The organism is Erwinia sp. TECH1, assembly GCF_054057575.1.
This window is the reverse complement of record NZ_JBSRZK010000001.1, coordinates 1464413-1483990: the sequence shown is the minus strand read 5'-3', so window position 1 is coordinate 1483990 and position 19578 is coordinate 1464413. Positions and strand designations below refer to the sequence as shown.

24 protein-coding genes are annotated in these 19578 nt (G+C 55.4%); 14 read left to right on the top strand and 10 right to left on the bottom strand.

What is annotated here, in order from left to right:
- Window positions 1-173: 173 nt before the first annotated feature.
- From ACVWZ0_RS06905 to ACVWZ0_RS06885, 5 genes are all read right to left on the bottom strand, one after another.
- On the bottom strand, window positions 174-977 hold the full coding sequence (locus tag ACVWZ0_RS06905) for a deaminated glutathione amidase (protein ID WP_253454929.1): 804 nt from the start codon (window positions 975-977) through the stop codon (window positions 174-176).
- Window positions 977-1432: a GNAT family N-acetyltransferase gene (locus tag ACVWZ0_RS06900; protein WP_253454930.1), complete on the bottom strand. Its 456-nt coding sequence runs from the start codon at window positions 1430-1432 to the stop codon at window positions 977-979. Before ACVWZ0_RS06900 ends, ACVWZ0_RS06905 begins: the two co-directional genes overlap by 1 nt.
- A gap of 673 nt (window positions 1433-2105) precedes the next feature.
- Window positions 2106-2315, bottom strand: a complete 210-nt coding sequence (gene cspE, locus ACVWZ0_RS06895; RefSeq protein ID WP_004156612.1) for a transcription antiterminator/RNA stability regulator CspE — start codon at window positions 2313-2315, stop codon at window positions 2106-2108.
- A 150-nt stretch (window positions 2316-2465) separates the two neighbouring features.
- The gene (pagP, locus tag ACVWZ0_RS06890) at window positions 2466-3041 is read right to left on the bottom strand and encodes a lipid IV(A) palmitoyltransferase PagP (protein WP_253454931.1); all 576 of its coding nucleotides are present in this window, start codon (window positions 3039-3041) and stop codon (window positions 2466-2468) included.
- An 806-nt stretch (window positions 3042-3847) separates the two neighbouring features.
- Window positions 3848-3931, bottom strand: coding sequence for a small membrane protein YohP (locus ACVWZ0_RS06885; protein WP_445084017.1), 84 nt, complete (start codon window positions 3929-3931; stop codon window positions 3848-3850).
- A gap of 426 nt (window positions 3932-4357) precedes the next feature.
- On the opposite strand from ACVWZ0_RS06885, the gene ACVWZ0_RS06880 reads away from it, so the two are divergent.
- A complete protein-coding gene (locus ACVWZ0_RS06880; protein WP_253454932.1) occupies window positions 4358-4603 on the top strand; it encodes a hypothetical protein in 246 nt (81 codons plus the stop codon).
- A gap of 32 nt (window positions 4604-4635) precedes the next feature.
- Here ACVWZ0_RS06880 and ACVWZ0_RS06875 read toward each other — a convergent pair whose 3' ends face one another.
- Together ACVWZ0_RS06875 and ACVWZ0_RS06870 are read right to left on the bottom strand one after the other, a co-directional pair.
- Window positions 4636-5049, bottom strand: a complete 414-nt coding sequence (locus ACVWZ0_RS06875; RefSeq protein ID WP_253454933.1) for a CesT family type III secretion system chaperone — start codon at window positions 5047-5049, stop codon at window positions 4636-4638.
- Window positions 5050-5067: 18 nt separating this feature from the next.
- Entirely contained in the window at window positions 5068-5976 is a 909-nt protein-coding gene (locus ACVWZ0_RS06870; RefSeq protein WP_253454934.1) for a hypothetical protein, read from the bottom strand.
- Between the two features lie 131 nt (window positions 5977-6107).
- On the opposite strand from ACVWZ0_RS06870, the gene ACVWZ0_RS06865 reads away from it, so the two are divergent.
- Entirely contained in the window at window positions 6108-7052 is a 945-nt protein-coding gene (locus tag ACVWZ0_RS06865; RefSeq protein WP_253454935.1) for a lytic transglycosylase domain-containing protein, read from the top strand.
- Between the two features lie 48 nt (window positions 7053-7100).
- Here the strand turns inward: ACVWZ0_RS06865 and ACVWZ0_RS06860 are convergent, their stop codons facing one another.
- Window positions 7101-7733 carry a hypothetical protein gene (locus ACVWZ0_RS06860; protein WP_253454936.1) on the bottom strand — a complete coding sequence of 211 codons (633 nt, stop codon included), beginning with the start codon at window positions 7731-7733 and terminating at the stop codon, window positions 7101-7103.
- A gap of 404 nt (window positions 7734-8137) precedes the next feature.
- On the opposite strand from ACVWZ0_RS06860, the gene ACVWZ0_RS06855 reads away from it, so the two are divergent.
- From ACVWZ0_RS06855 to ACVWZ0_RS06805, 11 genes are all read left to right on the top strand, one after another.
- Window positions 8138-9097 carry a sigma 54-interacting transcriptional regulator gene (locus ACVWZ0_RS06855; protein ID WP_253454937.1) on the top strand — a complete coding sequence of 320 codons (960 nt, stop codon included), beginning with the start codon at window positions 8138-8140 and terminating at the stop codon, window positions 9095-9097.
- A gap of 107 nt (window positions 9098-9204) precedes the next feature.
- Entirely contained in the window at window positions 9205-9435 is a 231-nt protein-coding gene (locus ACVWZ0_RS06850) for a hypothetical protein (protein WP_253454938.1), read from the top strand.
- Window positions 9436-9508: 73 nt separating this feature from the next.
- Complete coding sequence (locus ACVWZ0_RS06845) at window positions 9509-9871, top strand: EscI/YscI/HrpB family type III secretion system inner rod protein (RefSeq protein ID WP_253454939.1); 363 nt, start codon at window positions 9509-9511, stop codon at window positions 9869-9871.
- A 6-nt stretch (window positions 9872-9877) separates the two neighbouring features.
- Window positions 9878-10651 (top strand): type III secretion system inner membrane ring lipoprotein SctJ, encoded by a 774-nt coding sequence (sctJ, locus tag ACVWZ0_RS06840; protein WP_253454940.1) that lies wholly within the window; start codon window positions 9878-9880, stop codon window positions 10649-10651.
- A 3-nt stretch (window positions 10652-10654) separates the two neighbouring features.
- The gene (locus ACVWZ0_RS06835; RefSeq protein ID WP_253454941.1) at window positions 10655-11233 is read left to right on the top strand and encodes a type III secretion protein HrpD; all 579 of its coding nucleotides are present in this window, start codon (window positions 10655-10657) and stop codon (window positions 11231-11233) included.
- Entirely contained in the window at window positions 11220-11810 is a 591-nt protein-coding gene (gene sctL, locus ACVWZ0_RS06830; protein WP_253454942.1) for a type III secretion system stator protein SctL, read from the top strand. Before ACVWZ0_RS06835 ends, sctL begins: the two co-directional genes overlap by 14 nt.
- Window positions 11811-11906: 96 nt before the next feature.
- Entirely contained in the window at window positions 11907-12134 is a 228-nt protein-coding gene (locus tag ACVWZ0_RS06825; protein WP_253454943.1) for a type III secretion protein HrpF, read from the top strand.
- A complete protein-coding gene (locus ACVWZ0_RS06820; protein WP_253454944.1) occupies window positions 12121-12504 on the top strand; it encodes a type III secretion system chaperone in 384 nt (127 codons plus the stop codon). Before ACVWZ0_RS06825 ends, ACVWZ0_RS06820 begins: the two co-directional genes overlap by 14 nt.
- A 13-nt stretch (window positions 12505-12517) precedes the next feature.
- Window positions 12518-14611 (top strand): type III secretion system outer membrane ring subunit SctC, encoded by a 2094-nt coding sequence (gene sctC / locus ACVWZ0_RS06815; RefSeq protein ID WP_253454945.1) that lies wholly within the window; start codon window positions 12518-12520, stop codon window positions 14609-14611.
- A gap of 11 nt (window positions 14612-14622) precedes the next feature.
- Window positions 14623-14808: an HrpT family type III secretion system protein gene (gene hrpT, locus ACVWZ0_RS06810; protein WP_125288536.1), complete on the top strand. Its 186-nt coding sequence runs from the start codon at window positions 14623-14625 to the stop codon at window positions 14806-14808.
- Window positions 14805-15122: a hypothetical protein gene (locus ACVWZ0_RS06805; RefSeq protein ID WP_253454947.1), complete on the top strand. Its 318-nt coding sequence runs from the start codon at window positions 14805-14807 to the stop codon at window positions 15120-15122. Before hrpT ends, ACVWZ0_RS06805 begins: the two co-directional genes overlap by 4 nt.
- A gap of 278 nt (window positions 15123-15400) precedes the next feature.
- On the opposite strand, the gene sctU is transcribed toward ACVWZ0_RS06805, so the two are convergent.
- Both sctU and sctT read right to left on the bottom strand, forming a co-directional pair.
- Window positions 15401-16486, bottom strand: coding sequence for a type III secretion system export apparatus subunit SctU (sctU, locus tag ACVWZ0_RS06800; RefSeq protein ID WP_253454948.1), 1086 nt, complete (start codon window positions 16484-16486; stop codon window positions 15401-15403).
- On the bottom strand, window positions 16486-17286 hold the full coding sequence (sctT, locus tag ACVWZ0_RS06795; protein WP_253454949.1) for a type III secretion system export apparatus subunit SctT: 801 nt from the start codon (window positions 17284-17286) through the stop codon (window positions 16486-16488). The genes sctU and sctT overlap by 1 nt, the downstream gene beginning before the upstream one ends.
- A gap of 404 nt (window positions 17287-17690) precedes the next feature.
- Between sctT and ACVWZ0_RS06790 the strand changes: the two genes are divergently transcribed.
- Complete coding sequence (locus ACVWZ0_RS06790) at window positions 17691-19460, top strand: hypothetical protein (RefSeq protein ID WP_253454950.1); 1770 nt, start codon at window positions 17691-17693, stop codon at window positions 19458-19460.
- Window positions 19461-19578 lie beyond the last annotated feature (118 nt).

The following is a 19578-nucleotide window of genomic DNA, read 5'->3' as shown; positions in this document are numbered from 1 at the left end:
TGCACAGCGGCCTGCGAAATGATATCAGATAAAGCGGCTCAGGAAAGCCTGAAATCGCGGATGTTGGGGGCTGGTGTACCACAACGCGTTATCAATGCCACACCATTGTTCCATAGCGGTATGGTGATATCACCCGTTGCCCTCTCACTCCGAAGCGTTCCTTACCCAATATTTCAAAGCTTCCGCGAGCTGATAAGTTCAGGGCGAGCGAAACGGCGATTCTCCAGCACCGGCAGCACGCTACGCGCATGAGCGATACGGGCGGGATCCAAATCAGCAAAAAGCAATATCGGCGCTTCAGCCGCCCTGGCTATCGCCACGCCCAGCGGATCGACCGTCAGGCTGCAACCAATATTACGCGGGCCGCAGTCGCCGACGGCCACCATATAACAGGTGTTTTCCAGCGCACGCGCCGTTACCAGCACCTCCCAGTGCATCTCCTTCAGCGGCCCTCTCACCCAGGCGGCTGGCAGCACCAGCACTTCCACGCCGTCCAGCGCCAGACGACGAGCCTGTTCAGGAAAACGCACGTCGTAACAGGTCATCAGACCCACTTGCATACCGGCAACTTCCACCAGCGGCGGCACCTCGTCACCGGCGGTGACATTGCGGGATTCCTGCATGGTAAAAGCGTCATAAAGATGCAGCTTGTCGTAGCGGGCAAGGATTTCGCCATTGCGAATGACGATAAGCACATTCAGCGCTTTGCCGTTATCGGTCGGCACGTGTACGGTCATTATTGTGGTTAAGCCGTTGCCGCGACTGGCTGCACGGATTTCGTTTAAAAATGGCCCGTCCAGCGGCTGAGCGGCTTTCAGCACCAAATCCGGATCGGCGATATCACGAGCCAGCACGGCTTCCGGTAAAACGAGCAGATCGGCATCGCCGGCCAGCGCCCTGGTCATTAAGTCCGTACAGGTTGCCGCATTCTCCTGCCAGCTGCGGCTGACCGCAAACTGTCCTGAAGCCACTTTCATTATGTCTCTCCGTGGGGATAAAAAGCGTGCGCATCGAGATTTTTAATCAGGTAGCGGGGAGCCTCGCTATAGCCTTCCCGGCTATAAAAGGCGTTAGCCTTGGTGCGCTGCTCATGGCAGTGGACTTCCATCCGATCGCAGCCGTGGGCTTTTGCCAGCTTCTCGGCGTGGCTTAACAGTTGATGTCCGACGCCTTCGCTACGCTTGCCGTCCGCGATACAAAAATAGCTGATGCGCGCGAAATCCCCCGCCAGCGCCAGCTGCGGAATAAAATGTAGCGAGAGAAAGCCTAATACGGTGCTGCCCTGCTCGGCAATCAGCAGCTGTTCTGCCCTGTCGTCGATCAGCTGCGCCAGACGACGCTCAATAAAGACTTCGGTGTTGGCATAGCCCAGTTCGGTTAACAGCGCGCTCAGGGCAAAACCGTCGTGCGTATTCGCCAGTCGGATCCTCATTCTCTCTCCTGTTAATTGCGGCCCGCTCAGGGCGTCAGCGCTTTTCTTCTACAGGTTATATAGCCTGACTGACACGATAAGCAACCCGACCGACGCCGACGCCTGTTACAGAATAAGCCGCGTTTGGGCTTCACAGACCGCAAAACAGGCATCTGCACCCGGCGCAGTTAACGATGACTGTTTCGTTTATCACGTTTTGGCACAATCTTTACGCAAGCAAGAAGAAGCGCTAACAGGGCAGGATCTTTGCGCACGCAAGCAGAGAGCAGGACTCGCAGGCGGAAATCTGTGCGGCACGCATGCACTGAGCATTAAGGGAACCTACGCGGCACGCCAGCAAAGGGCGGTACTTACAGACGGTAACCTGCACGACACGCAAGCACAGAGCATTAAAGGAACCTGCGCGGCAGGCCAACAGAGGGCGGAACTTACAGGCGGCAATCAGCGCGACACGCATGCACAGAGCATTAAGGGAACCTTTGCAACACGCAGGCAAAGAGCGGTACTTACGGCGGGAACCTGCGCAATATGCAGGCACAGAGCAGTACGGGAACTTTAGCAACAGCTATCCGGCTTACAGGCTCACCTGGCCGGGCATTCCATGGAGACGAGGCATCACTCAGGCGAAAAAAAACCCGCCATAAGGCGGGTTTTTAAAATTCTGTCTGATAACTTAAATAGCGGCAACGTTAGCAGCAGATGGGCCTTTGGCACCGTTGGTGATTTCGAACTCTACGCGCTGACCTTCAGCCAGAGTTTTGAAACCGTTGCTCTGGATGGCAGAGAAGTGAACGAACACGTCTTTGCTACCATCTTCAGGAGTAATGAAACCGAATCCTTTGGACTCATTAAACCACTTAACGCTACCTTTGATCTTAGACATCTATATTACCTTTACATGAAAAATGGACACTAAACTGTGTCGACGGTTAGTACAGCAATTGCTGAGCCTTTTGTCCAGTGGCCTTTCACGAAAAAGTGATAAATATCGCTTTTTTTACGCATCAATTTTAATTTTAGCGTGCGCCTGTTGTTAAAACTGCCAGCGCAGCCAGGCAAAATAGACGTTGCCGTTGTTGTAAGTCCCCGGAATATAAGTCATCTGGAAGGTGGCATCACGAAAACCTATTGAAGCAAGCGGCAAAACCGCCGGAACCGGGATATATTTCCAGTTGTCTCTTGCCGTTACCCCAGCCGTATAGCCCAACCCCAGCCGAAAATCTTTATTGCGCAGCGGCTGCCAGATTTTTTCCCAGCCGTAGCCGCCGAAGGGTTCCCATTTGTTAAAGGAGTCCTTGAAGGCCATCACGTACAGGCCGTTCCAGTTGCCTTTTTCGTCATAGCGCGACATGCCGCCGCCTGCACCCCAGGGGCGCTCGTTGTATTTATCAATATGCGCCTGGTCGTAAGTCCAGCGGTTGTGCCAGGTGATAGCCGGCACGTAAAGGTCGTAATGCTGCGGCTCGTTCCAGGTCGTGCTGACGCCGTCGCTAAAATTTTGCCAGCCGCCGGAGATCGCGGCGCCCAGTGTTTGTGCCTGAGCTGTAGCGGACAGGCTTCCTGCGCCTGCCAGGCTCAGGAAAAGAAGAAAAAAGCGAAAAAATGTCATTTTAATCTACCGCTCACCCGTGGTGCTGTTAAAAAATCTCTGCCGTTGCTGATTAAAAACGGCAGGCCTGGTCATATTGTTAATCCGGCCCCTATTGTAATTACCGCCATTAAACGGTTCATGAATGCACAGCGAACAAATTTTCAACTGTGCAAATTTTTTTAAAGTTGAGCCGGTCGACATTGCGGTTATGCAAAGTTCTCTTTTTTTTCTGATTAAAAACGGGACGAAATAATGCGCTAATGGGGTCAGTTACAATCATGAATTGTTTTAATGGAGTTTGATCTGGATCATTTATTTAGCGCAATTAATGCTTATTTAACCAAAAAAAGAAATAAAAGCGCCCAAAGTAACAATATTCATCGTCTCCCTATTGTAAATAAAAGGAAAGAACTGGGTTATCTCTTTTGAATCATGTTGTTATGGGTTAATATCATTTCACGAAACTGATAAATATTATTTATCGATCTATACGCGTTTTTTGGTAAAATTAATCCTGGTTAACACAGAAATTTAAGGAGCCGACGTGAGAATACGATGCGGGAGATGTGGGCACGCAGAGCTCATTTTCACGACTCGCGGCGACCGCTTTGGCGATCATCACGGGGCGATATGTGCGTATTGTTGGAAACCCATCACCCTAAAAGATTGCCTGTTTCGTCAGGCTATCGCGGTAACAGAGCAGGATGAAGCCGACATATTCCATCAGTTACCGGATAAAAAGGAAAAAATGACCGCGGCGTCCGCTCTGGCGAAACCGGCGGGCAAAAGGTGACAATACGCGCGTATTGCCACCTGATGACTAATCAGAAAAGTACTTTAAAGACGCCGGTTAACGTCAGCAGGCCGACAATAAAAATAATCGCAATAATCCAGAGAATAATCTTCATTCCATTTTCCTCAGCCAGATAAAAAAATTACTACTGTGTAGCCACTTGATTATAGAAGAAGATTTCCGTCCTGCCGTTTTCGCCGTCCGTTTTTTCCGGCCGCCGCCCGTGGTAAAACAGCCTGCGTCGCTTTTCATGATGACCTTTTACCGCTTCGTTCGCAGACGTTCCTGACCTCTGCCAGCAATTTAGTACCATTTTTCGCCTTTTATCCTTAAATCATTGTGATTTCAGGCACCTTCACGGTGTTTAAATAAAAATAGTTAAAAATCAATGAATTAAATAAATATCCAGCCATGCATTTTTTAAGCGACAGCGATCGCACTTTGCGCTTTCTTTACAGAGGAATCTTAGGCGCGCAGGCAGGCGCTGGCTAGACTTAACAGGGCTTGCGATACCAATCCCTGACGGTAATAAGGAGATCTTATGAGCACTCTGGACAGCAGCCTGGGTCGATACAGCCTGAAGGCAAAAAACGAGGGCGATCATATCCACGGCTCAATTGCCATTAATGATGAAGGCGGCTCGCCGCTGACGCTGCAGGAGTTCGATGAGCATTATCTGGATGATGTGATCAATAACGTTATCTATCCTGTCACCGGCGGCAACCGTGCCATTACCAACGCCTTCAAAGAAGAGCTGGTGAAGGCCGGGTTTAAACAGCCGCACTGACAGCGTAAGGGCCAACTTTCGTGGCCCTTTTTTTATGACGAGCCTGTGGTCGGCAGGGTCAAAAAGCGCTGCATGCTTTCCGCCTGTGCGATAAAGCGTTCAAACAGCGCCAGCAGCTGGTGCGGCTCCAGTAAAATAAAAGGCTCGCGGGTCCACAGCAGCACGCTTTGCTGCTCCGGCAGCGTGGCGGTCAGCACCGGCGGATGCGCCAGCCCCAGCAGATTGCACTGCAACAGCATGTTCAACGTGGCGGGATCGGCAAAATCACTTTCGCGCATCGGCAACTGACAGCTTAGCGTCAGGTAATCTCGCGGGCTCTCCTCCCACAGCAGCGCGATGCCCTGCGCTTCCATTACGTAGCTTCCGCTCTCTTCCAGCTGCGCCTCATCAATGCGCAACTGACGCAGCAGCGGAGCCAGTAGCGTTTTCAGTCGACTGATAGCCATAATTTTCCTGTTAAGCGTTTACACGCCGCGGTTAATGTTGCGCATCAGCTCCGCCACCTCTGTACGGGTCGCATCATCCTGACGACGGCGCCGGGATTCATACACGGATCGCTTCATCTCTGGTTTTAGCTCGGTGGCATCGCCGCCGCTTTCGGTTTGATAGTACACATTGATATTTTTCGAGGCCTGATATTGCTGATACAGCCCGCCACCGTGGCGCCGGGCAATCTGTTTCAACGAGCTGAGATCCTTACTGTCGATAGGCTGCCCCTCCCGCCGCATCTCGCGCTGGTAAAGCGCATTGACTTCCTCGCGGCTGGCCTTGTCGCCATGCACTAATCGCTCCCGCACCTCGGGATTAGCGGCCTGCGGCGCGTACTCTTTCACGATGCGATAGCGTTTGGACAGGTCGTAGTTCTGCTCTTTGTCGGCACGGCCATAGAGCGGCCAGGCATCGGAATAGATGCGCTCGCCGTTGATGCGCCTGTCGCCTACCATCACAAAGGCGTGATCGCCATCCAGCGCGCTGCAAACGGCTACCGGCTCGCTGATGCCGGAGGAGGCCAGCAGCAGGCCGTTTACCGCCGCCATTTCGCCGCAGTTTCCGGCCCGAAAGCGGGCGGCGCGCCATGGGCGGTTATCCTCAGAGCTGTTTTCGGCCCGGCAGGCGACCGTACGTTTTACCACGCCGCCGCGCGTGTGCAGGATGTCGTGGATCTGGTTAGCAGACCCCTTATCTAATGTTTTCCAGGTGTCTTCGATCGAGCGATTCGCTTTTTTCAGGATCTGCTGCTGGCTTTCCGTCACGGTGATGATGCGGCCATTGCGCGTCCCTTCCAGGCCCGGCTTGCCCGGCAGCATTACTTTCGCGTCATGACGGGTGCGGTGGCTGGCGCCAGAAGAGGTACCAAAAAGATTAAAGGGCATAAATTTTCCATCTGGTAAAAATCCGTAGCAGTAAGTGGCGTGACAAAACGGGAAGTTCCCCTCAGGCGGAACCCATACCGCCTCCGGGCCACTAATCATCACTCTTCCCTGGTCTACGCTTAAGGAAATTCATGATGACCCCAATTTCTTCCGCTAACGCTTTGCCGCCGACTATCCCCGGCCTGGATAGTTTGTTGTCGCCCGGCGAAGATTTACTTAGTCCGCTTAATGAAAAACACCAGGCCTCGATTAATTTCGCGCAGTCAGGCAGCCAGGGCACCTCGCTGGAAAGCCTGCTTGATAATAACGGCAACGACACGCAGCAAAACAGCGACCTGTCGCAGCAGGTATCGCAGCTGATATCGGAAATCATGAAGGCCGTGCTGCCGCTGATCCAGCAGCTGCTTCAGGGCCAGCAGGCCAGCAGCGGCGAAAGCGGCGCTACCGGTTCAGGCAGCACCACCGCGCCAGTAACGTTCAAAAACAGCGGTAACCCAGCGGAAAACGGCGGAGCGCAAACCGCTGCCCCAGCGCTGTCCGCAGCCCAGACGAGCGCGACGTCAGGCAGCTCTCCGGCCCTCTCTCTCGGCAACAGCGATCTTCATCTGCCCGACTCGCTCAAGCCTTTTGAGGCCGACATTCAGGATGCGGCGCAGGCTACCGGCGTGCCTGCTAACGTGCTTGCCGCGCAAATCTGGCAGGAGTCCCGCAGCAATCTGGGCGCGGCGACGGTCAACGGCGGCAACGGGCTACAGGATGCCGGTCTGATGCAGGTCAACAGCAATACCTTTGCCGATCTGCAAAGTAAAAATCCGGATTTGCTGGGCGCCAACGCCAGCCCTGATAACGCGCATGACAATATCATGGCGGGCGCGCTCTACATGAAAGAGCAGCTCGGCGCATTTGATGGCAGTATGGGCGCAGCTCTGCGCGCCTATAATTCCGGGCCAAACAACGTCAACACCGCTGATTTAAGTGATATTTCCAAAACGGGCACGGGCGACGCGACCTATGTCGATAAGGTGATGGATTTTGCCAATACCATTGCTACCGGTAAAGGCACGCTGCCAGCCTGATAAAAAAAGGGCGATCGACGATCGCCCTGAAAAGGTATGCCGGAAAACCTATTTGCTTTCGCCGCCGCCCTGCGCACCAGCGCCGCCGGAAAGGGCTGAAAGAATGGCGCCCAGGCCCAGCATCTGCAGGGCACCGCCCAGCTTAGCAGCCAGCCCGCTGCTGCCCTGCTCGTCTTCGGCTCCCTTACCACCCTGCGTTGCGCCGCCCGAGCCGCCTGAGCCACCCTGGCCGGATGCGTTGGCGCCTTCAGATGACTGCCCCAGCATCTTTTTAATCATCTCCATCAGCTGGGTCATGATATCGCCGCTGCCAGCGGCTTCCTGAGCGCCGGACGTTCCGTTGCCAGAGCCCGAAGAGCCAGAGCCGTTTTTATAGCTGTTCGCCTCGCTGCCTTTCAACAGCTCCAGAATGGCGTTCAGCAATTGCGTAATACTACTTTCGTTGCCTGTCGACTGGCTGCTGCCGTTACTGCCGTTCTGGGCAGGCGCCTCTTTGCTGCCAAACTGCACGCCCTGGCCGCCGCCGCTATTTGACGCCGAAGTAGCAAAATTCAGGATATTACCCAGTCCCGGGCTGCCCTGACCGTTATTTTGCTTGTTGCTGAGTGGTAGCTCCAGACCCGCATCGCCACCCGTTTTGCCGCCGCCAATCGCGCCGTTTACACCGCCGCCTATTTTCATGCCGCTTCCTCTGTTCAGTGAAATGATCGTCACGAGTCCACCCGTCAAGGCTTCGTCTCCGTGTTGGGTGGCGATCGGGCCGGGCATGTTCCATTGGCGCTGGTAAAGTCTTAATTACGGTAAATTAAATTACACATTCTTAACGTTTTGTAATCTAAATAATGCGCTTGTTTACATCAGCTTACCGCTGCGCTGCGAAATTTGTGTAGGGATTTCCCTACCTTGCCCCACGGAGATCCCCACAACAACTTCAGAGGAAACTGATAGCCTCTCAAGGCCGCGCTAGTAAATAGTAAGCGAATATTGAGTGTTACCCCGAGCAGCCCGCCGCTGATCCCGTGTTGTTTTCGCTTAAGTTGCAGCAGATTGCTAACTGCATAGTCCGAGGGTAGACAGGAGAAAATATGGTAACGGGTAGTGAGAAACAATCAGGCAGTATCCGTCACGATAAAGTCACGGCTTTCCTTACCGAGCCTGGCGCAGCCAGAACGGATATCCACGCCAGCCTGCATCCGCTGATCGACAACCTTGCGCCGCTGAAAGTCGATCTGCTGCTGGAAGGCGAAACCGGGACGGGCAAAGATACGCTGACCCGCCGCATCTACCAGCTTTCGGGCGCGAAAGGGCCGCTGATTTCCGTGAACTGCGCGGCTATCCCGGAAAACCTGGCGGAAAGCGAACTGTTCGGCGTGATCGCCGGCGCCTACACCGGCGCCACGCATTCCCGGCCGGGCTACATTGAAGCCTCTGACAAAGGCATTCTGTTTCTGGATGAAATAGACAGCATGCCGCTGATATTACAGGCGAAGCTGCTGCGCGTGCTGGAAACCCGCGCCATTCACCGGCTGGGTTCCACGCAGCCCGTGCCGCTGGATCTACGCGTGATCGCCGCTTCCCAGACGCCGCTGATTGAGCTGGTGGACGCAGGACGTTTTCGCCGCGACCTCTATTTTCGGCTTTCCACCATCAAGCTGGAGACGCCGACGGTGCGTTCCCATGCCGAACTGATTATCCCGCTGTTTCGCCGCTTTACCCAGGAAGCGGCCATGCGGCTACAGCAGCCTATTCCGCCGCGTTCGCTGGCGCTGGACGAAGCCCTGCTGCTGCACAGCTGGCCCGGCAATATTCGCGAGCTGAAAGCCGCGGCGGAACGCCACGTGCTGCATCTGCCGCCGCTGTGTAATATCACGCCGGGCGAAGGCGAAGCGACATTATTAAAAGATCGCCTGCGTCGCATTGAGCGCAGCCTGATTAAAGAGTGTCTGCATCGCCACGGCCATAAGATTGATGACGTGGTGCATGAATTAGGTATTCCGCGCCGCACCCTTTATCACCGTATCAAATTGTTGAATATTGTTGCCTGATGCGTTTATAAAAATAATTTATTTTCTTTGGAACCCTTTTTGCGCCACACCCACTTAATTAACGAATATGCTAACAACCACCCCTTAATATAATCAGGAGCCACACTATGTCTTCAGTATCCTCAGGTATCTCTACTGCAGCTACAGCGGCAACAAGAGTTGAAAGCGCAACTGATGGCGCAAGCTTTATGTCACAGATGCAGGATGTTCAGGGCCAGATGCAGCAGGATATGGTCGATAAAGCCAAGCTTGATGCACAGAACAACAAAATGAACGGCGTTGCAGACAGTGCCAGTAAGGCGGGTTCTGCTGCCGCTCAGGTAAAAATCCAGTACTAGTTTCGCCTGCTGGTGCGGGTCTGCGCCCCTGACCCGCACCGCTTTTCGTTCTGTTATCCAGCGCGAGATCGTTATGAAAATAAATTCCTCCCCGGCAGATTTAACCGAGCTTCCGCAAATAAAAACCACGGCGGAGCCGCAGCAAAGCGACGTCGATTTTTTTTCGGCCCAGCTTAAAGAACCGCAGGTTGAAAAAGTTTCCGCCCCTGCCGAAGTCACGAATTTTCTTTCCGGCATTGCCAGTTCATTAAGTAATAATGAACACCAGAGAAAAGAAGCCTATCAGGATTTACAAAAAGCTTCCCGCTCGTCCAATTTATTAGAATTTAGTCATGCTAATGCCGCCTTATCTAATTACTATATTGAAAATTTAATGAATGCAAAAATCGTCGCCAAAGGCGTTCAGAGCATTGATAAACTGACCAACCTACAGTAAGCCCCTATGAAACTTTTGCTGAAATGGCTAATGATTAGCTCGCTGGCGCTTTTTCTGGTCGGCTGCGGCGATAAAACCGTGCTGTACAGCGGGCTGGCGGAAAGCGACGCCAACGATATCATCGCCGAACTGAATCAGCATCAAATTGCCGCGCAAAAGCTGATTGAAAAAGCGGGCATTTCCGTGTCGGTCGATGCGGAAAATATCGAGCGCAGCGTAAAAATCCTTGACTCCGCCGGGCTGCCGCACAAGGCGCGCACCAATCTTGGCGAGGTGTTCCAGAAAAGCGGCGTGATTTCCAGCCCGATGGAGGAGCGCGCCCGCTATATCTATGCGCTTTCGCAGGAGGTGGAATCGACGCTGGCGCAGATCGACGGTGTGGTGGTGGCGCGCGTGCACGTAGTGCTGCCGGAAAGGCTGGCGCCCGGCGAGCCGGTACAGCCCGCTTCCGCCTCGGTGTTTATCAAATACCATAACACCCTGGATCCGGACAGCATTGAGCCGCGCATCCGCCAGATGGTTTCCACCAGCATTCCGGGCCTGGCGGGCAAAAGCGATAAGGATTTAGCGATCGTTTTTGTGCCGGCGCAGACCTATGAAGACAAGATTGAAGTGGTACAGATGGGGCCGTTTCAGCTTTCGCCGGATGAGTACGGCACGGTGAAATGGGTATTCGCGCTGTTCGCCATCGTGCTGCTGATCGCCTTCGCTTTGCTGCTGTTCAAACCCGGCCGGAAAAAAGAAAAACCGGCCAGCGCCGCTGCGGCGACAGGAAAATAAGCCGTGGAGCAGGCTTCCATCGCGGACTGGCTGCACTGGTGGCAGCAGGGCTGGTGGCAACAGGCGGAGGCGGGCTGGACATCCGACTTTTTCGCTCTGCCGCCGGCGGCGCAGCAGGCATTGAGCTGGCAGCAGCCGCAGGCCGTCGCGGCCAGCTTCGGCATCTCCCCCGCCCTGCCGCCGGAACCGTCAGCGCGGATGCTGGCGCTGATCGCGTTCGACGACGAGCGCTGGCAGCGTCTACTGGCGCTGCTGGCCGCCACCTGCGCCCCACAGGCCACGCCGTCCGGGATGGCGGGCAGCGATTTGATCTGGTGTCGGCGCTTAAGCAAAGGCCTGCGCTGCGACAGCTGGCTGGATGCCGCCTGCTTTCATCCCTGGCCCATCGGCGGCCTGCTGCTGCTGCGCGCGCTACATCCGGAAAGCTGGCCTCGTTTACGGCTGCGTTTTCCCCCTGAATGGGCCGCACAGCTGGAAGAATATCCCACGTTAACGCTGCCGCACGCCAGGCTGGCGGCGCTTTACGACGCGGCCATCTGGCAGTGTCAGCAATCAGGAACCGAGCCGCATGTGGATCACTAAAAAACTTGCCGTGCTGGCGATGCCTGCGGGGCCGCTGCTGAGCCGCGAAGCGCTGGTTGACCATCAGCAGGCGCTGAGCCTGCTGCAAACGGCGGAACAACAGGCGCAGCAGCGGCTGGCCCGTGCCGAAGAAGAAGCCGATCGGCTGCTGGAAGAAGCCAGAACGCGCGCGGACGCGGCCGTTGCCGTTCGACAGCAGGCTTTTGTCGCGCAGGCGGAGCAGTTTTTCGCCGACTGGCAGCAGCAGCAGCAGCAGTGGCAGGAGGCGCTGATCCCCCAGGCCGAGGCGCTGCTGAAACAGGCAATGAATCAGCTGCTGGCGGCGCTGCCCGCCGATGACCGCCTGACCGCCATGCTGCGGCAGCTGCAACAGGCGCAGGGCCGTCAGGCTGCCGCTACGCTAAGCTGCGCGCCCGTCCGACAGGATGAAGCTGCCGCCTGGCTGAAGCAGCATCCGCTCGACTGGCAGCTGGTCAGCGACAGTTCGCTGGATGCCGACACGCTGCGGCTGACCACCGACAACGGCGAGCTGAGCCTGAGCTGGACTCAGGTTTGCGCGGCGCTGATCCCCGACTAGCGCCCTTCTTTTCTGCCACAACAATTTTTTCGCCTCGTCGGAACCCGCTCGCGTTCTCCGCCACTTAATGGCACCCCCCAACCGGAGACTGAAACGATGAGCTATGAAGATTCGATCCAGCGTCGCCTGACCAGTCAGGTCGCGCACGCGCAAAAAGATATGTATCAGTTCGCGCAAGAGAGTCAGGACCAGCCGTTTAACGTCAGTGATATGTACGCCTTCCAGAACGAGATGCTCGACGTCTCCAACGCCAACTGGGCCAGCTCGCAGTACACCCAGTACAAGCATGGTATCCGCAAGGCCATCATTGATGCCATCAACTGATGTCGCCGATCTGATTGAAGCCTGTCTGGATAAAACCAACGGCGAGCTGGCGCTGTGGATTGACGAGATGCCGATCACGCTACAGCGCCTGCCCGGCGGCTGGTTTTTTTTTGCCGAGCTACAGCTGCCTGTGCCTGTTAATGATGCGCTGATGCAGCGGGCGCTGCGGCTGACCGACCCGGCGCTGCATCACTTCGGCGACCTTACCGCCGCGCTTTGCCTGCATCCGCAGCGCGAAACGCTTTGTCTGCTGGCGCGGTTAAAAAGCGACGCAAAAGAGGCCGCCGTCGCGCTGTTAGAAAGTCTTTGTAATCAATGTGAAATCTGGCAGGACACCCTGCTGATGCTAATGCGGCCAACGAGCCTGTAACAAGGAGAGAAGCGTGCCTACGCCGTCTGCTTTTTTACCCTTTCGCCCTTTGCTGCTGGCTTTGGCGATCGGGCTTTCTGTCTCACACAGCTACGCCACTACACCGGAAGAATGGCGCGAAGGCGCCTACGCCTATTCCGCTGACAATACGCCGCTCAGCGTGATCCTGCAGGATTTCGCCGGCAGCCACGGCGTGGATGCCAACGTCACCGGCCTGCCCGATACCTTTGTCACCGCGCGCCTGCGCTCCGACAATGCCGAGGCCTTTCTGAACAGGCTGGCGCTGGAGTATCGCTTTCAGTGGTTCGTCTATAACAACACGCTTTATGTCAGCCCACAGTCGCAGCAGACCTCGCGTCGTCTGAAGATCAGCCCGGATGCCGCGCCCGATATTAAACAGGCGCTACAGGGCGTCGGCCTGCTGGAGCCGCGATTCGGCTGGGGCGAGCTGCCCGACGACGGCGTGGTGCTGGTCACCGGGCCGCCCAAATATGTCGATCTGATTGCGGATTTCAGCAAAAAATCCGAGCCGGAAACCAGCGAAGACAAGCAAATGATGGCGTTTCCGCTGAAATATGCTGACGTGGCGGATCGCACTATCAAATATCGCAACCAGACGCTGGTGGTGCCCGGCGTGGCCACCATGCTTAACGAACTGCTGGGGCAAAACAGCAACGGTTCGGCCAACGGCGCCACCACCACGCAGAACGGTCGCGGCGGCAGCGACAGCCCCTACCAGGCGATGCAGAACGAAAGCCGCAGCATCATGGAACAGATGATTGGCCGCAATACCCGGCTTGGCCGCAGCAACGAGCAGCAGCCGGGCAAAACGCTGCAGGGGAAAGTCTCCGCCGACGTACGCAACAACACGCTGCTGGTGCGCGACAACAAAAAGCTGCGCTCGGAGTATCAGGAGCTGGTCAGAATGATCGACGTGCCGCAGAAGCTGATTGAAATCGATGCGGTCATCGTGGATATCGACCGCAACGAGCTGGCCCGTCTTTCCACCAACTGGTCCGGGCAGTTCGGCAACGTAACCGCCGGCGCGTCGATGCTGAACGGCGCCAGTACCCTGTTCGTTACCGATTTTAACCGCTTCTTCGCCGATATTCAGGCGCTGGAAGGCGAAGGCACCGCGTCGATTATCGCCAATCCGTCGGTGTTGACGCTGGAAAACCAGCCTGCGGTGATCGACTTCAGCAATACCGCCTTTATCACCGCCATCGGCGAGCGGGTTGCGGACATTCGGGAAGTAACGGCGGGCACCAGCCTGCGCGTCACGCCGCGTTCAATCGGTGATAACCCGGAAAAAGCCGCCGTGCAGCTGGTGGTGGATGTGGAAGACGGCAAGCTGGACAAAAACGAGGACGGCAGCGCGCAGGGTACGGAAAACGGCGTGATCAGCACTCAGGCACTGGTGCAGGAAAAACGGTCGCTGGTGATGGGCGGTTTCCACACCAAGCAGAGCGGCGATGACGAAGAGCGCGTGCCGATCCTCGGCAAAATTCCGCTGCTGGGCAAGCTGTTTACCTCCAACAACCGCACCACTTCTCAGCGCGAGCGGCTGTTTATTATTACGCCGCACCTGATTGGCGACCAGGTCGATCCTTCCCGCTACGTTGATGCGCAAAACAGCGCGCAGATTAACGATGCGCTGCGGGATATCAACCGACGCCATCAGTTCGGCGACATGAAGCGCACCATCGAAAATGCGATGCAGGATCTGGCCGAAAGCCGTCAGCCGGGCGGTTTACAGCCCAGCCAGACGGGGCTGCCGCTCGGCTCACTCTGTTCGGTGCCGCTGACCTTCCGCGCCAGCGCTCGCCAGCAGTGGTACGGCAACGACGCGATGCAGATTTCGGTAGGCGTGATCACCAACACCAGCGGAAAAGAGGCGCGTTTTGACGAGGCATCCTGCCGGGGCGATCGCACGCTGGCCGTGGCCGCCTGGCCGCATACCCGCCTGCAACCGGGCGAATCCACCGAGGTGTACGTGGCTTACGATACGCAGGCGCCGGCCAGACCTGGCCGCGTGTCGCTGCTGCAATCGGCGCCGGTGTCGCTGTCCACCAGCGGCGTAAAAACGACGCGCCTGCTGTCGCGCTAATGAGGCTGATAATGAAAAAACCTGTTCTGATCCTGCTGATGGCGATGCTGCTTACCGCCTGTGCAAAGCCTAAGTTCGCGGGCTGTAGCGAGATGTCTTGCCGCCCGGTGTCGGACGATCGGGCGGTCACCATCTGGTGGCAGCCGGATATGCGCAACGGGCCTTTTGACTATTCACAGGCTTCGGTTAATCAGTGATCCGCGTCGATTCCCATCGCGCCTTTCTGGCTGCATGGCAGCGTGGTGAGGCGTGCTGCTGGTGCGATCCCGTCGGACACGAGCTGCGTTTTTATGCGCAACCCGTGCCGACGCTCCAGCTGCTGCCCGCTCCTTTTTCCCCTTTCCGGCTGCGTGAGGCGCTGATGCGCCGCTTTCTCGCGCCCGGCCGTTACGAAGGCTGTTATCTTTCCGCTACGCCCGAAGGCGCGCCGCTGCTGATGCTCCAACTCACCGGCAGCGAAGTGCCGCAGGATGCGATCGGCACGCTGTATTCGCTGGCGGATATGACGTAGCCAGCAGGCCCCGACATAAAACGGGGAAACGTATAATATAAAAAAGCGTATTCCCGTTAAGGCTACGGATTATCTGGCACTAAATTTCCTTAAGCAGTTTCCGTAGCGGAAAGGTTTCCGTATTCCGGGAAATAAGCCGTAAACGGCCATCTTCAAATGGAAGCTTCACCATTAATATATTGATTTAAATGATATAAATTCAATCAGCCAACTTTGAACTGACTAAAAATGACATCACACCCGTGCTCAGTAAAGCGGCCCTGGCATTGCACGCTCTGTTACTCTTCGATTTCCAGCACTTCATCCAGCTGCTGATCCTCCAGCTCTTTCAGCAGGCGATAGACCTGGGCGACGGCCTTCAGCGTTTCTCGCGGGATATAGTCGCCTTCATTCACCGTTCTGAACAGCGTGCGGGTCAGCCAGACGAAACGGATCACCGGCATCTGCCGTTTTTTGGCTTCCTCAATAATATCCTGCGCATCTAAGCCTTCCGCCTTAAACAGCAGGCGCGGCAGCGGCGTTTCACCAGCGCGGTAATAAAGCCCGACGGCAAAGTGCGTAGGGTTGACCAGCACCATATCCGCCTCTTCCACCGCCACTTCTCTTCTGGGCCTGGGCTCTTCGTTAAGGATCTGATGCGACAGCGATTTGCGATGCCCTTTCATGTGTGGATCGCCTTCGCTCTGCTTGAACTCGTTGCGGATATCGTCATGGCTCATGCGCTGCTGTTTGAGGAAGAAATATTTTTGCAGGCCGAAATCGAACGCGCTCAGCACCAGCAGCAACGCCAGCGTTTCCCGCACGATTTTTATAAACAGCGCCAGCACCGCCTGCCAGAAGCCGTTGAGATCCTCGCCGTAGGCCAGCTGCGCCAGCGGCCCCAGGTCGGGTTCGATCGCCAGGTAAAAAATAACGCCGATGGCGACCGCCTTCAGCACGCTGGTCAGCAGCGTGCTCAGTTGTTTGCCGGAAAACATATTCTTCAGGTGGCCGACCGGATTGATGGCGTCGAACTTTGGCGCCAGCGCCTCGGTAGAAAACAGCGGGCCGAACTGTAGCCAGCCGCCGATAATGCGCAGCAGAAAAATCAGCGCGCAGACGATGCCGCAGAAATAGCAAAGCACCATCACCCCGTCCAGCATCACTTCCTGCATGGCATGGCCGAAAGGATCGTTCAGGCGGGCAAGCGGCAGCATAATCATCGCCTCCAGCCGCTGCATGCCGCCGCCGACCAGCGCGAAAATCGTCTCCATCACGCCTACGCAAATCAGCAGTTTGGGAATATCCGGCGTCTGGGCGACCTGACCCTTTTTGCGCGACTCCTTGAGCTTTTGGGGCGTGGCGTCTTCGGTTTTTTCCGCCATCAGCGCACCCCTTTAAACATGTCCGCCAGCTGCGGCACCAGATCTTTTAAATCGAACAGCCGCTCGCCCGCAACGTAATTCAGGATCGGCAAATAGAGCACAAAGAACAGCATGCCCAACAGGCATTTGGCGGGCATCGCCAGCACGGTAGCCTGGAGCTGCGGGCTGTAGATGCTGAGGATGCCGACGCTAAAATCCACCAGCAGCAGCAGCGCCACCAGCGGCCCGGCGTAAAGCACCATATGCGTGAAGATACCACCCAGCAGCTCCAGATAGACCTTCAGCCCGGCTTCGCCCGGCAGCGGCAGCCACTGCATCGGCGGCCAGAGGCTATAGCTATCCCAGATAATCTGCGTAATGGTCGACAGGCCCAGCCCGACTACCAGCAGCAGGATAATCGACTGCTGCATCAAAAAGCCGAGCGGCGTGGCGTCCGGCCCGAGCTGCGGGTTGAGCTGGCCGCCCGTCAGCGCGCCACGCTGGTTATCAAACAACGCGCCCACCGACTCGAACAGCCAGAACGGCATCGCCATCAGCAGGCCGATCGCCACGCCGATAATCACCTCTTTCAGCGCCAGCGCCGCCAGCAGAAACAGCGAGGGATCGTCCGCCGCCAGCTGCTGCTGGATCATCGGTGCGGGAAACAGCGCCAGCGCCAGCACGATGCCGGAGCGCAGGCCGCCTTTAATGGCGTTGAACGAGAACACCGGCGACAGCAGCAGGCAGGGGAAAATGCGCGCCATCGCCAGCGTCAGCGCCAGGATAAAGTGGTAGCCATCAAAAAGGACATTGTTCCACATATTGTTAAATCTTTCGGGTTGCCGTTTATAGCTGAGTGGCAGAAAACCACAGAAAGTTCACTAAAAAAGCTATACGGATGTACGGATTACTTAAAGATGGTAAGCGCCTGCTTACGTTCATTGCGGGCAAGATTATTCTTACAAGATATTTTAAGAAAAACCCCCATCACAAGCCCCTTGCAAAAAAATAAAAAAAGGTAAATCGCGCCCTGAAAAATAATATTAACGATCATCGTAAAAAAATCATATTCGTAACGAATTTCCCATGTTAAAAAATAAAACAGGCGCAGTTAAGACCCTTACAAGGTTGCATAATATTAAATGAAACCGGATATTTAAGATTAAATATCCAATGGGTTAACTCGCCTGGTTAATTAAAAATTATTTTTTCATTGGAGAAAAAAATGCCCACTACTACTGTTAATGACGTACATACGAAAAGCGTTGCCACTTTTAACGATCTGCGCAAGCTTGCCCCTGCCTATGAAGGCGAAAGCGTGCTGCTTCGCTGTCACACCGCCCCTGGTGAGGCCATTTATAAAGGCACCGGCGGCGGCTGGTTTGTCGGCTCGCTGACGGCAGCAACGGACGATGGCGGCACCATTGCCAATACCGCCGGCAACGCCTACCACTGGCGTCGACAAATCAATAACCTGGCAGATTTAAACATTGGCGACTTTGGCGCCGTACCGGATGGTAAAACGGACGCTATCGCCGCGATCAAAGCCATGTATAACTTCACGTTTAAGCATTCAGGCGAGGCATATAAAGCCTGGATTACTTTTCCTGAAGGTAATTATGCCGTATCCAGCCTGAATATTTCTTCTGTTTACCTGCGTATGCTGAGAATTAATGGGCCTACCGTTGCTTACGGCTACTCGCCTGTGGCAAAGCTCACGCTTATAGGCGATGAAGGCAGTTTTGTTTTTAATACCAATGCTCGCCGCACGGAAGTTTCCTGCCTCGAAATTTATGGTCAGTACGATTTAGCAAAAAATACGCGCGGCTTTATGACGAATAAATGCGCCGAAGGACAGTACTATCAGTGCGACAGGCTTAATATTAGCCAAACGGGCGGCATCGTATTTAATATGATCGATACGCTGGATACGAAGTTCAACAGCTTTTACACCAGCAATACTTACGACTCTATTTTGAAAGGCCGTCCGTCTTATCAAAATTCATGGAATCATCTTACCGCTATCGAACTCAGCAACTTTAACGTGCAGGAAAGCCACTCTACTACGCCGGCCTTTGATTTACCGCGCGCCACCCAGTGCTGTATCTACAACGGCTGGATGGAGAAATGTAACTACCCGATGGATATCAGTAACGGCGAGTGGACCATTGACGTGTTCAGTATGGAAGGCGCAACGGTGCCTGCCGATATCACCTTTACAAAAGCTATTTTGCGCCATATCAATTTGCAAAACGCCGCGTTTAACCGTAATAACGCCACGGTAGTGCGCTATCTCGGCGGTTACGATATGGGCTACCGTCGTGAAGAATCTTTTGGCACCACGCTGGCCGGATCCATGGCGGCTAACTGGTACAGCTCCAATCTGCGCTTTAACAACACCACCGAAGCGCCGGTATGGGTTTACGTTGGCGACTATGTCACCACGGCCGAAAGCGATCAGGTTACCGTGCGCTTTTTAGGCGCCCGTTCTGAGAGCCCGGCAGCAAGCGGCGCCATTAATAATCTGACCAATAACTTTGGCGGCGGGGAAGCTATCCTGCGTATGCGCCGGGCGAAAGGCGACGATACGGTTAAAGCAGTGGGCGCGGTGGAAGTCAGGGGATCGAGCCCGGTAACCGATATCCGGCTAAACCGGCCCTATGCGAATAATGTGAGCATCTATGTGAAGCTGCCCGCCAACAGCGGCTACGTTCACGTACAGGTTGAAAGCACTACCGACAGCCGTTTTCATGGCGGCAAGTGCTTCCTGTGGACACCGCGTGGCGAGGTCGTGGCAGATACGGTAGTCAGCAAGCTGAGCTCTCCGTGGACACCGGTTGATGCCGCTGCTTTTGGTACGCTTAGCGGGCACGGCATCGCTTTTGATACCGACGGCACGCTGGTGCTGACCACGAAAGCACTGCCGAAAGACAACAAGCTGCGCGTGCGCATCAACGGTATTAACTATCGTATTCCGTTGGAAATCGATTCCTGACTATCAGCCGGTTTTTATGACCGGCCAACATTAATGGCACGACGGTCAAAAGGCAGCGGCAGTAAAATTTATGTTGATGGCGAGCTGCAACAGGCACTTACGAACACCTCGTTTCCTG

What these genes read in the sequence shown, in the direction of transcription:
- ACVWZ0_RS06905 (WP_253454929.1), bottom strand. Translation starts at nt 977, where the DNA reads ATGAAAGTGGCTTCAGGACAGTTTGCGGTCAGCCGCAGCTGGCAGGAG.
- ACVWZ0_RS06900 (WP_253454930.1), bottom strand. Translation starts at nt 1,432, where the DNA reads ATGAGGATCCGACTGGCGAATACGCACGACGGTTTTGCCCTGAGCGCG.
- cspE (WP_004156612.1), bottom strand. Translation starts at nt 2,315, where the DNA reads ATGTCTAAGATCAAAGGTAGCGTTAAGTGGTTTAATGAGTCCAAAGGA.
- pagP (WP_253454931.1), bottom strand. Translation starts at nt 3,041, where the DNA reads ATGACATTTTTTCGCTTTTTTCTTCTTTTCCTGAGCCTGGCAGGCGCA.
- ACVWZ0_RS06885 (WP_445084017.1), bottom strand. Translation starts at nt 3,931, where the DNA reads ATGAAGATTATTCTCTGGATTATTGCGATTATTTTTATTGTCGGCCTG.
- ACVWZ0_RS06880 (WP_253454932.1), top strand. Translation starts at nt 4,358, where the DNA reads ATGAGCACTCTGGACAGCAGCCTGGGTCGATACAGCCTGAAGGCAAAA.
- ACVWZ0_RS06875 (WP_253454933.1), bottom strand. Translation starts at nt 5,049, where the DNA reads ATGGCTATCAGTCGACTGAAAACGCTACTGGCTCCGCTGCTGCGTCAG.
- ACVWZ0_RS06870 (WP_253454934.1), bottom strand. Translation starts at nt 5,976, where the DNA reads ATGCCCTTTAATCTTTTTGGTACCTCTTCTGGCGCCAGCCACCGCACC.
- ACVWZ0_RS06865 (WP_253454935.1), top strand. Translation starts at nt 6,108, where the DNA reads ATGATGACCCCAATTTCTTCCGCTAACGCTTTGCCGCCGACTATCCCC.
- ACVWZ0_RS06860 (WP_253454936.1), bottom strand. Translation starts at nt 7,733, where the DNA reads ATGAAAATAGGCGGCGGTGTAAACGGCGCGATTGGCGGCGGCAAAACG.
- ACVWZ0_RS06855 (WP_253454937.1), top strand. Translation starts at nt 8,138, where the DNA reads ATGGTAACGGGTAGTGAGAAACAATCAGGCAGTATCCGTCACGATAAA.
- ACVWZ0_RS06850 (WP_253454938.1), top strand. Translation starts at nt 9,205, where the DNA reads ATGTCTTCAGTATCCTCAGGTATCTCTACTGCAGCTACAGCGGCAACA.
- ACVWZ0_RS06845 (WP_253454939.1), top strand. Translation starts at nt 9,509, where the DNA reads ATGAAAATAAATTCCTCCCCGGCAGATTTAACCGAGCTTCCGCAAATA.
- sctJ (WP_253454940.1), top strand. Translation starts at nt 9,878, where the DNA reads ATGAAACTTTTGCTGAAATGGCTAATGATTAGCTCGCTGGCGCTTTTT.
- sctL (WP_253454942.1), top strand. Translation starts at nt 11,220, where the DNA reads ATGTGGATCACTAAAAAACTTGCCGTGCTGGCGATGCCTGCGGGGCCG.
- ACVWZ0_RS06825 (WP_253454943.1), top strand. Translation starts at nt 11,907, where the DNA reads ATGAGCTATGAAGATTCGATCCAGCGTCGCCTGACCAGTCAGGTCGCG.
- ACVWZ0_RS06820 (WP_253454944.1), top strand. Translation starts at nt 12,121, where the DNA reads ATGCCATCAACTGATGTCGCCGATCTGATTGAAGCCTGTCTGGATAAA.
- hrpT (WP_125288536.1), top strand. Translation starts at nt 14,623, where the DNA reads ATGAAAAAACCTGTTCTGATCCTGCTGATGGCGATGCTGCTTACCGCC.
- sctU (WP_253454948.1), bottom strand. Translation starts at nt 16,486, where the DNA reads ATGGCGGAAAAAACCGAAGACGCCACGCCCCAAAAGCTCAAGGAGTCG.
- sctT (WP_253454949.1), bottom strand. Translation starts at nt 17,286, where the DNA reads ATGTGGAACAATGTCCTTTTTGATGGCTACCACTTTATCCTGGCGCTG.
- ACVWZ0_RS06790 (WP_253454950.1), top strand. Translation starts at nt 17,691, where the DNA reads ATGCCCACTACTACTGTTAATGACGTACATACGAAAAGCGTTGCCACT.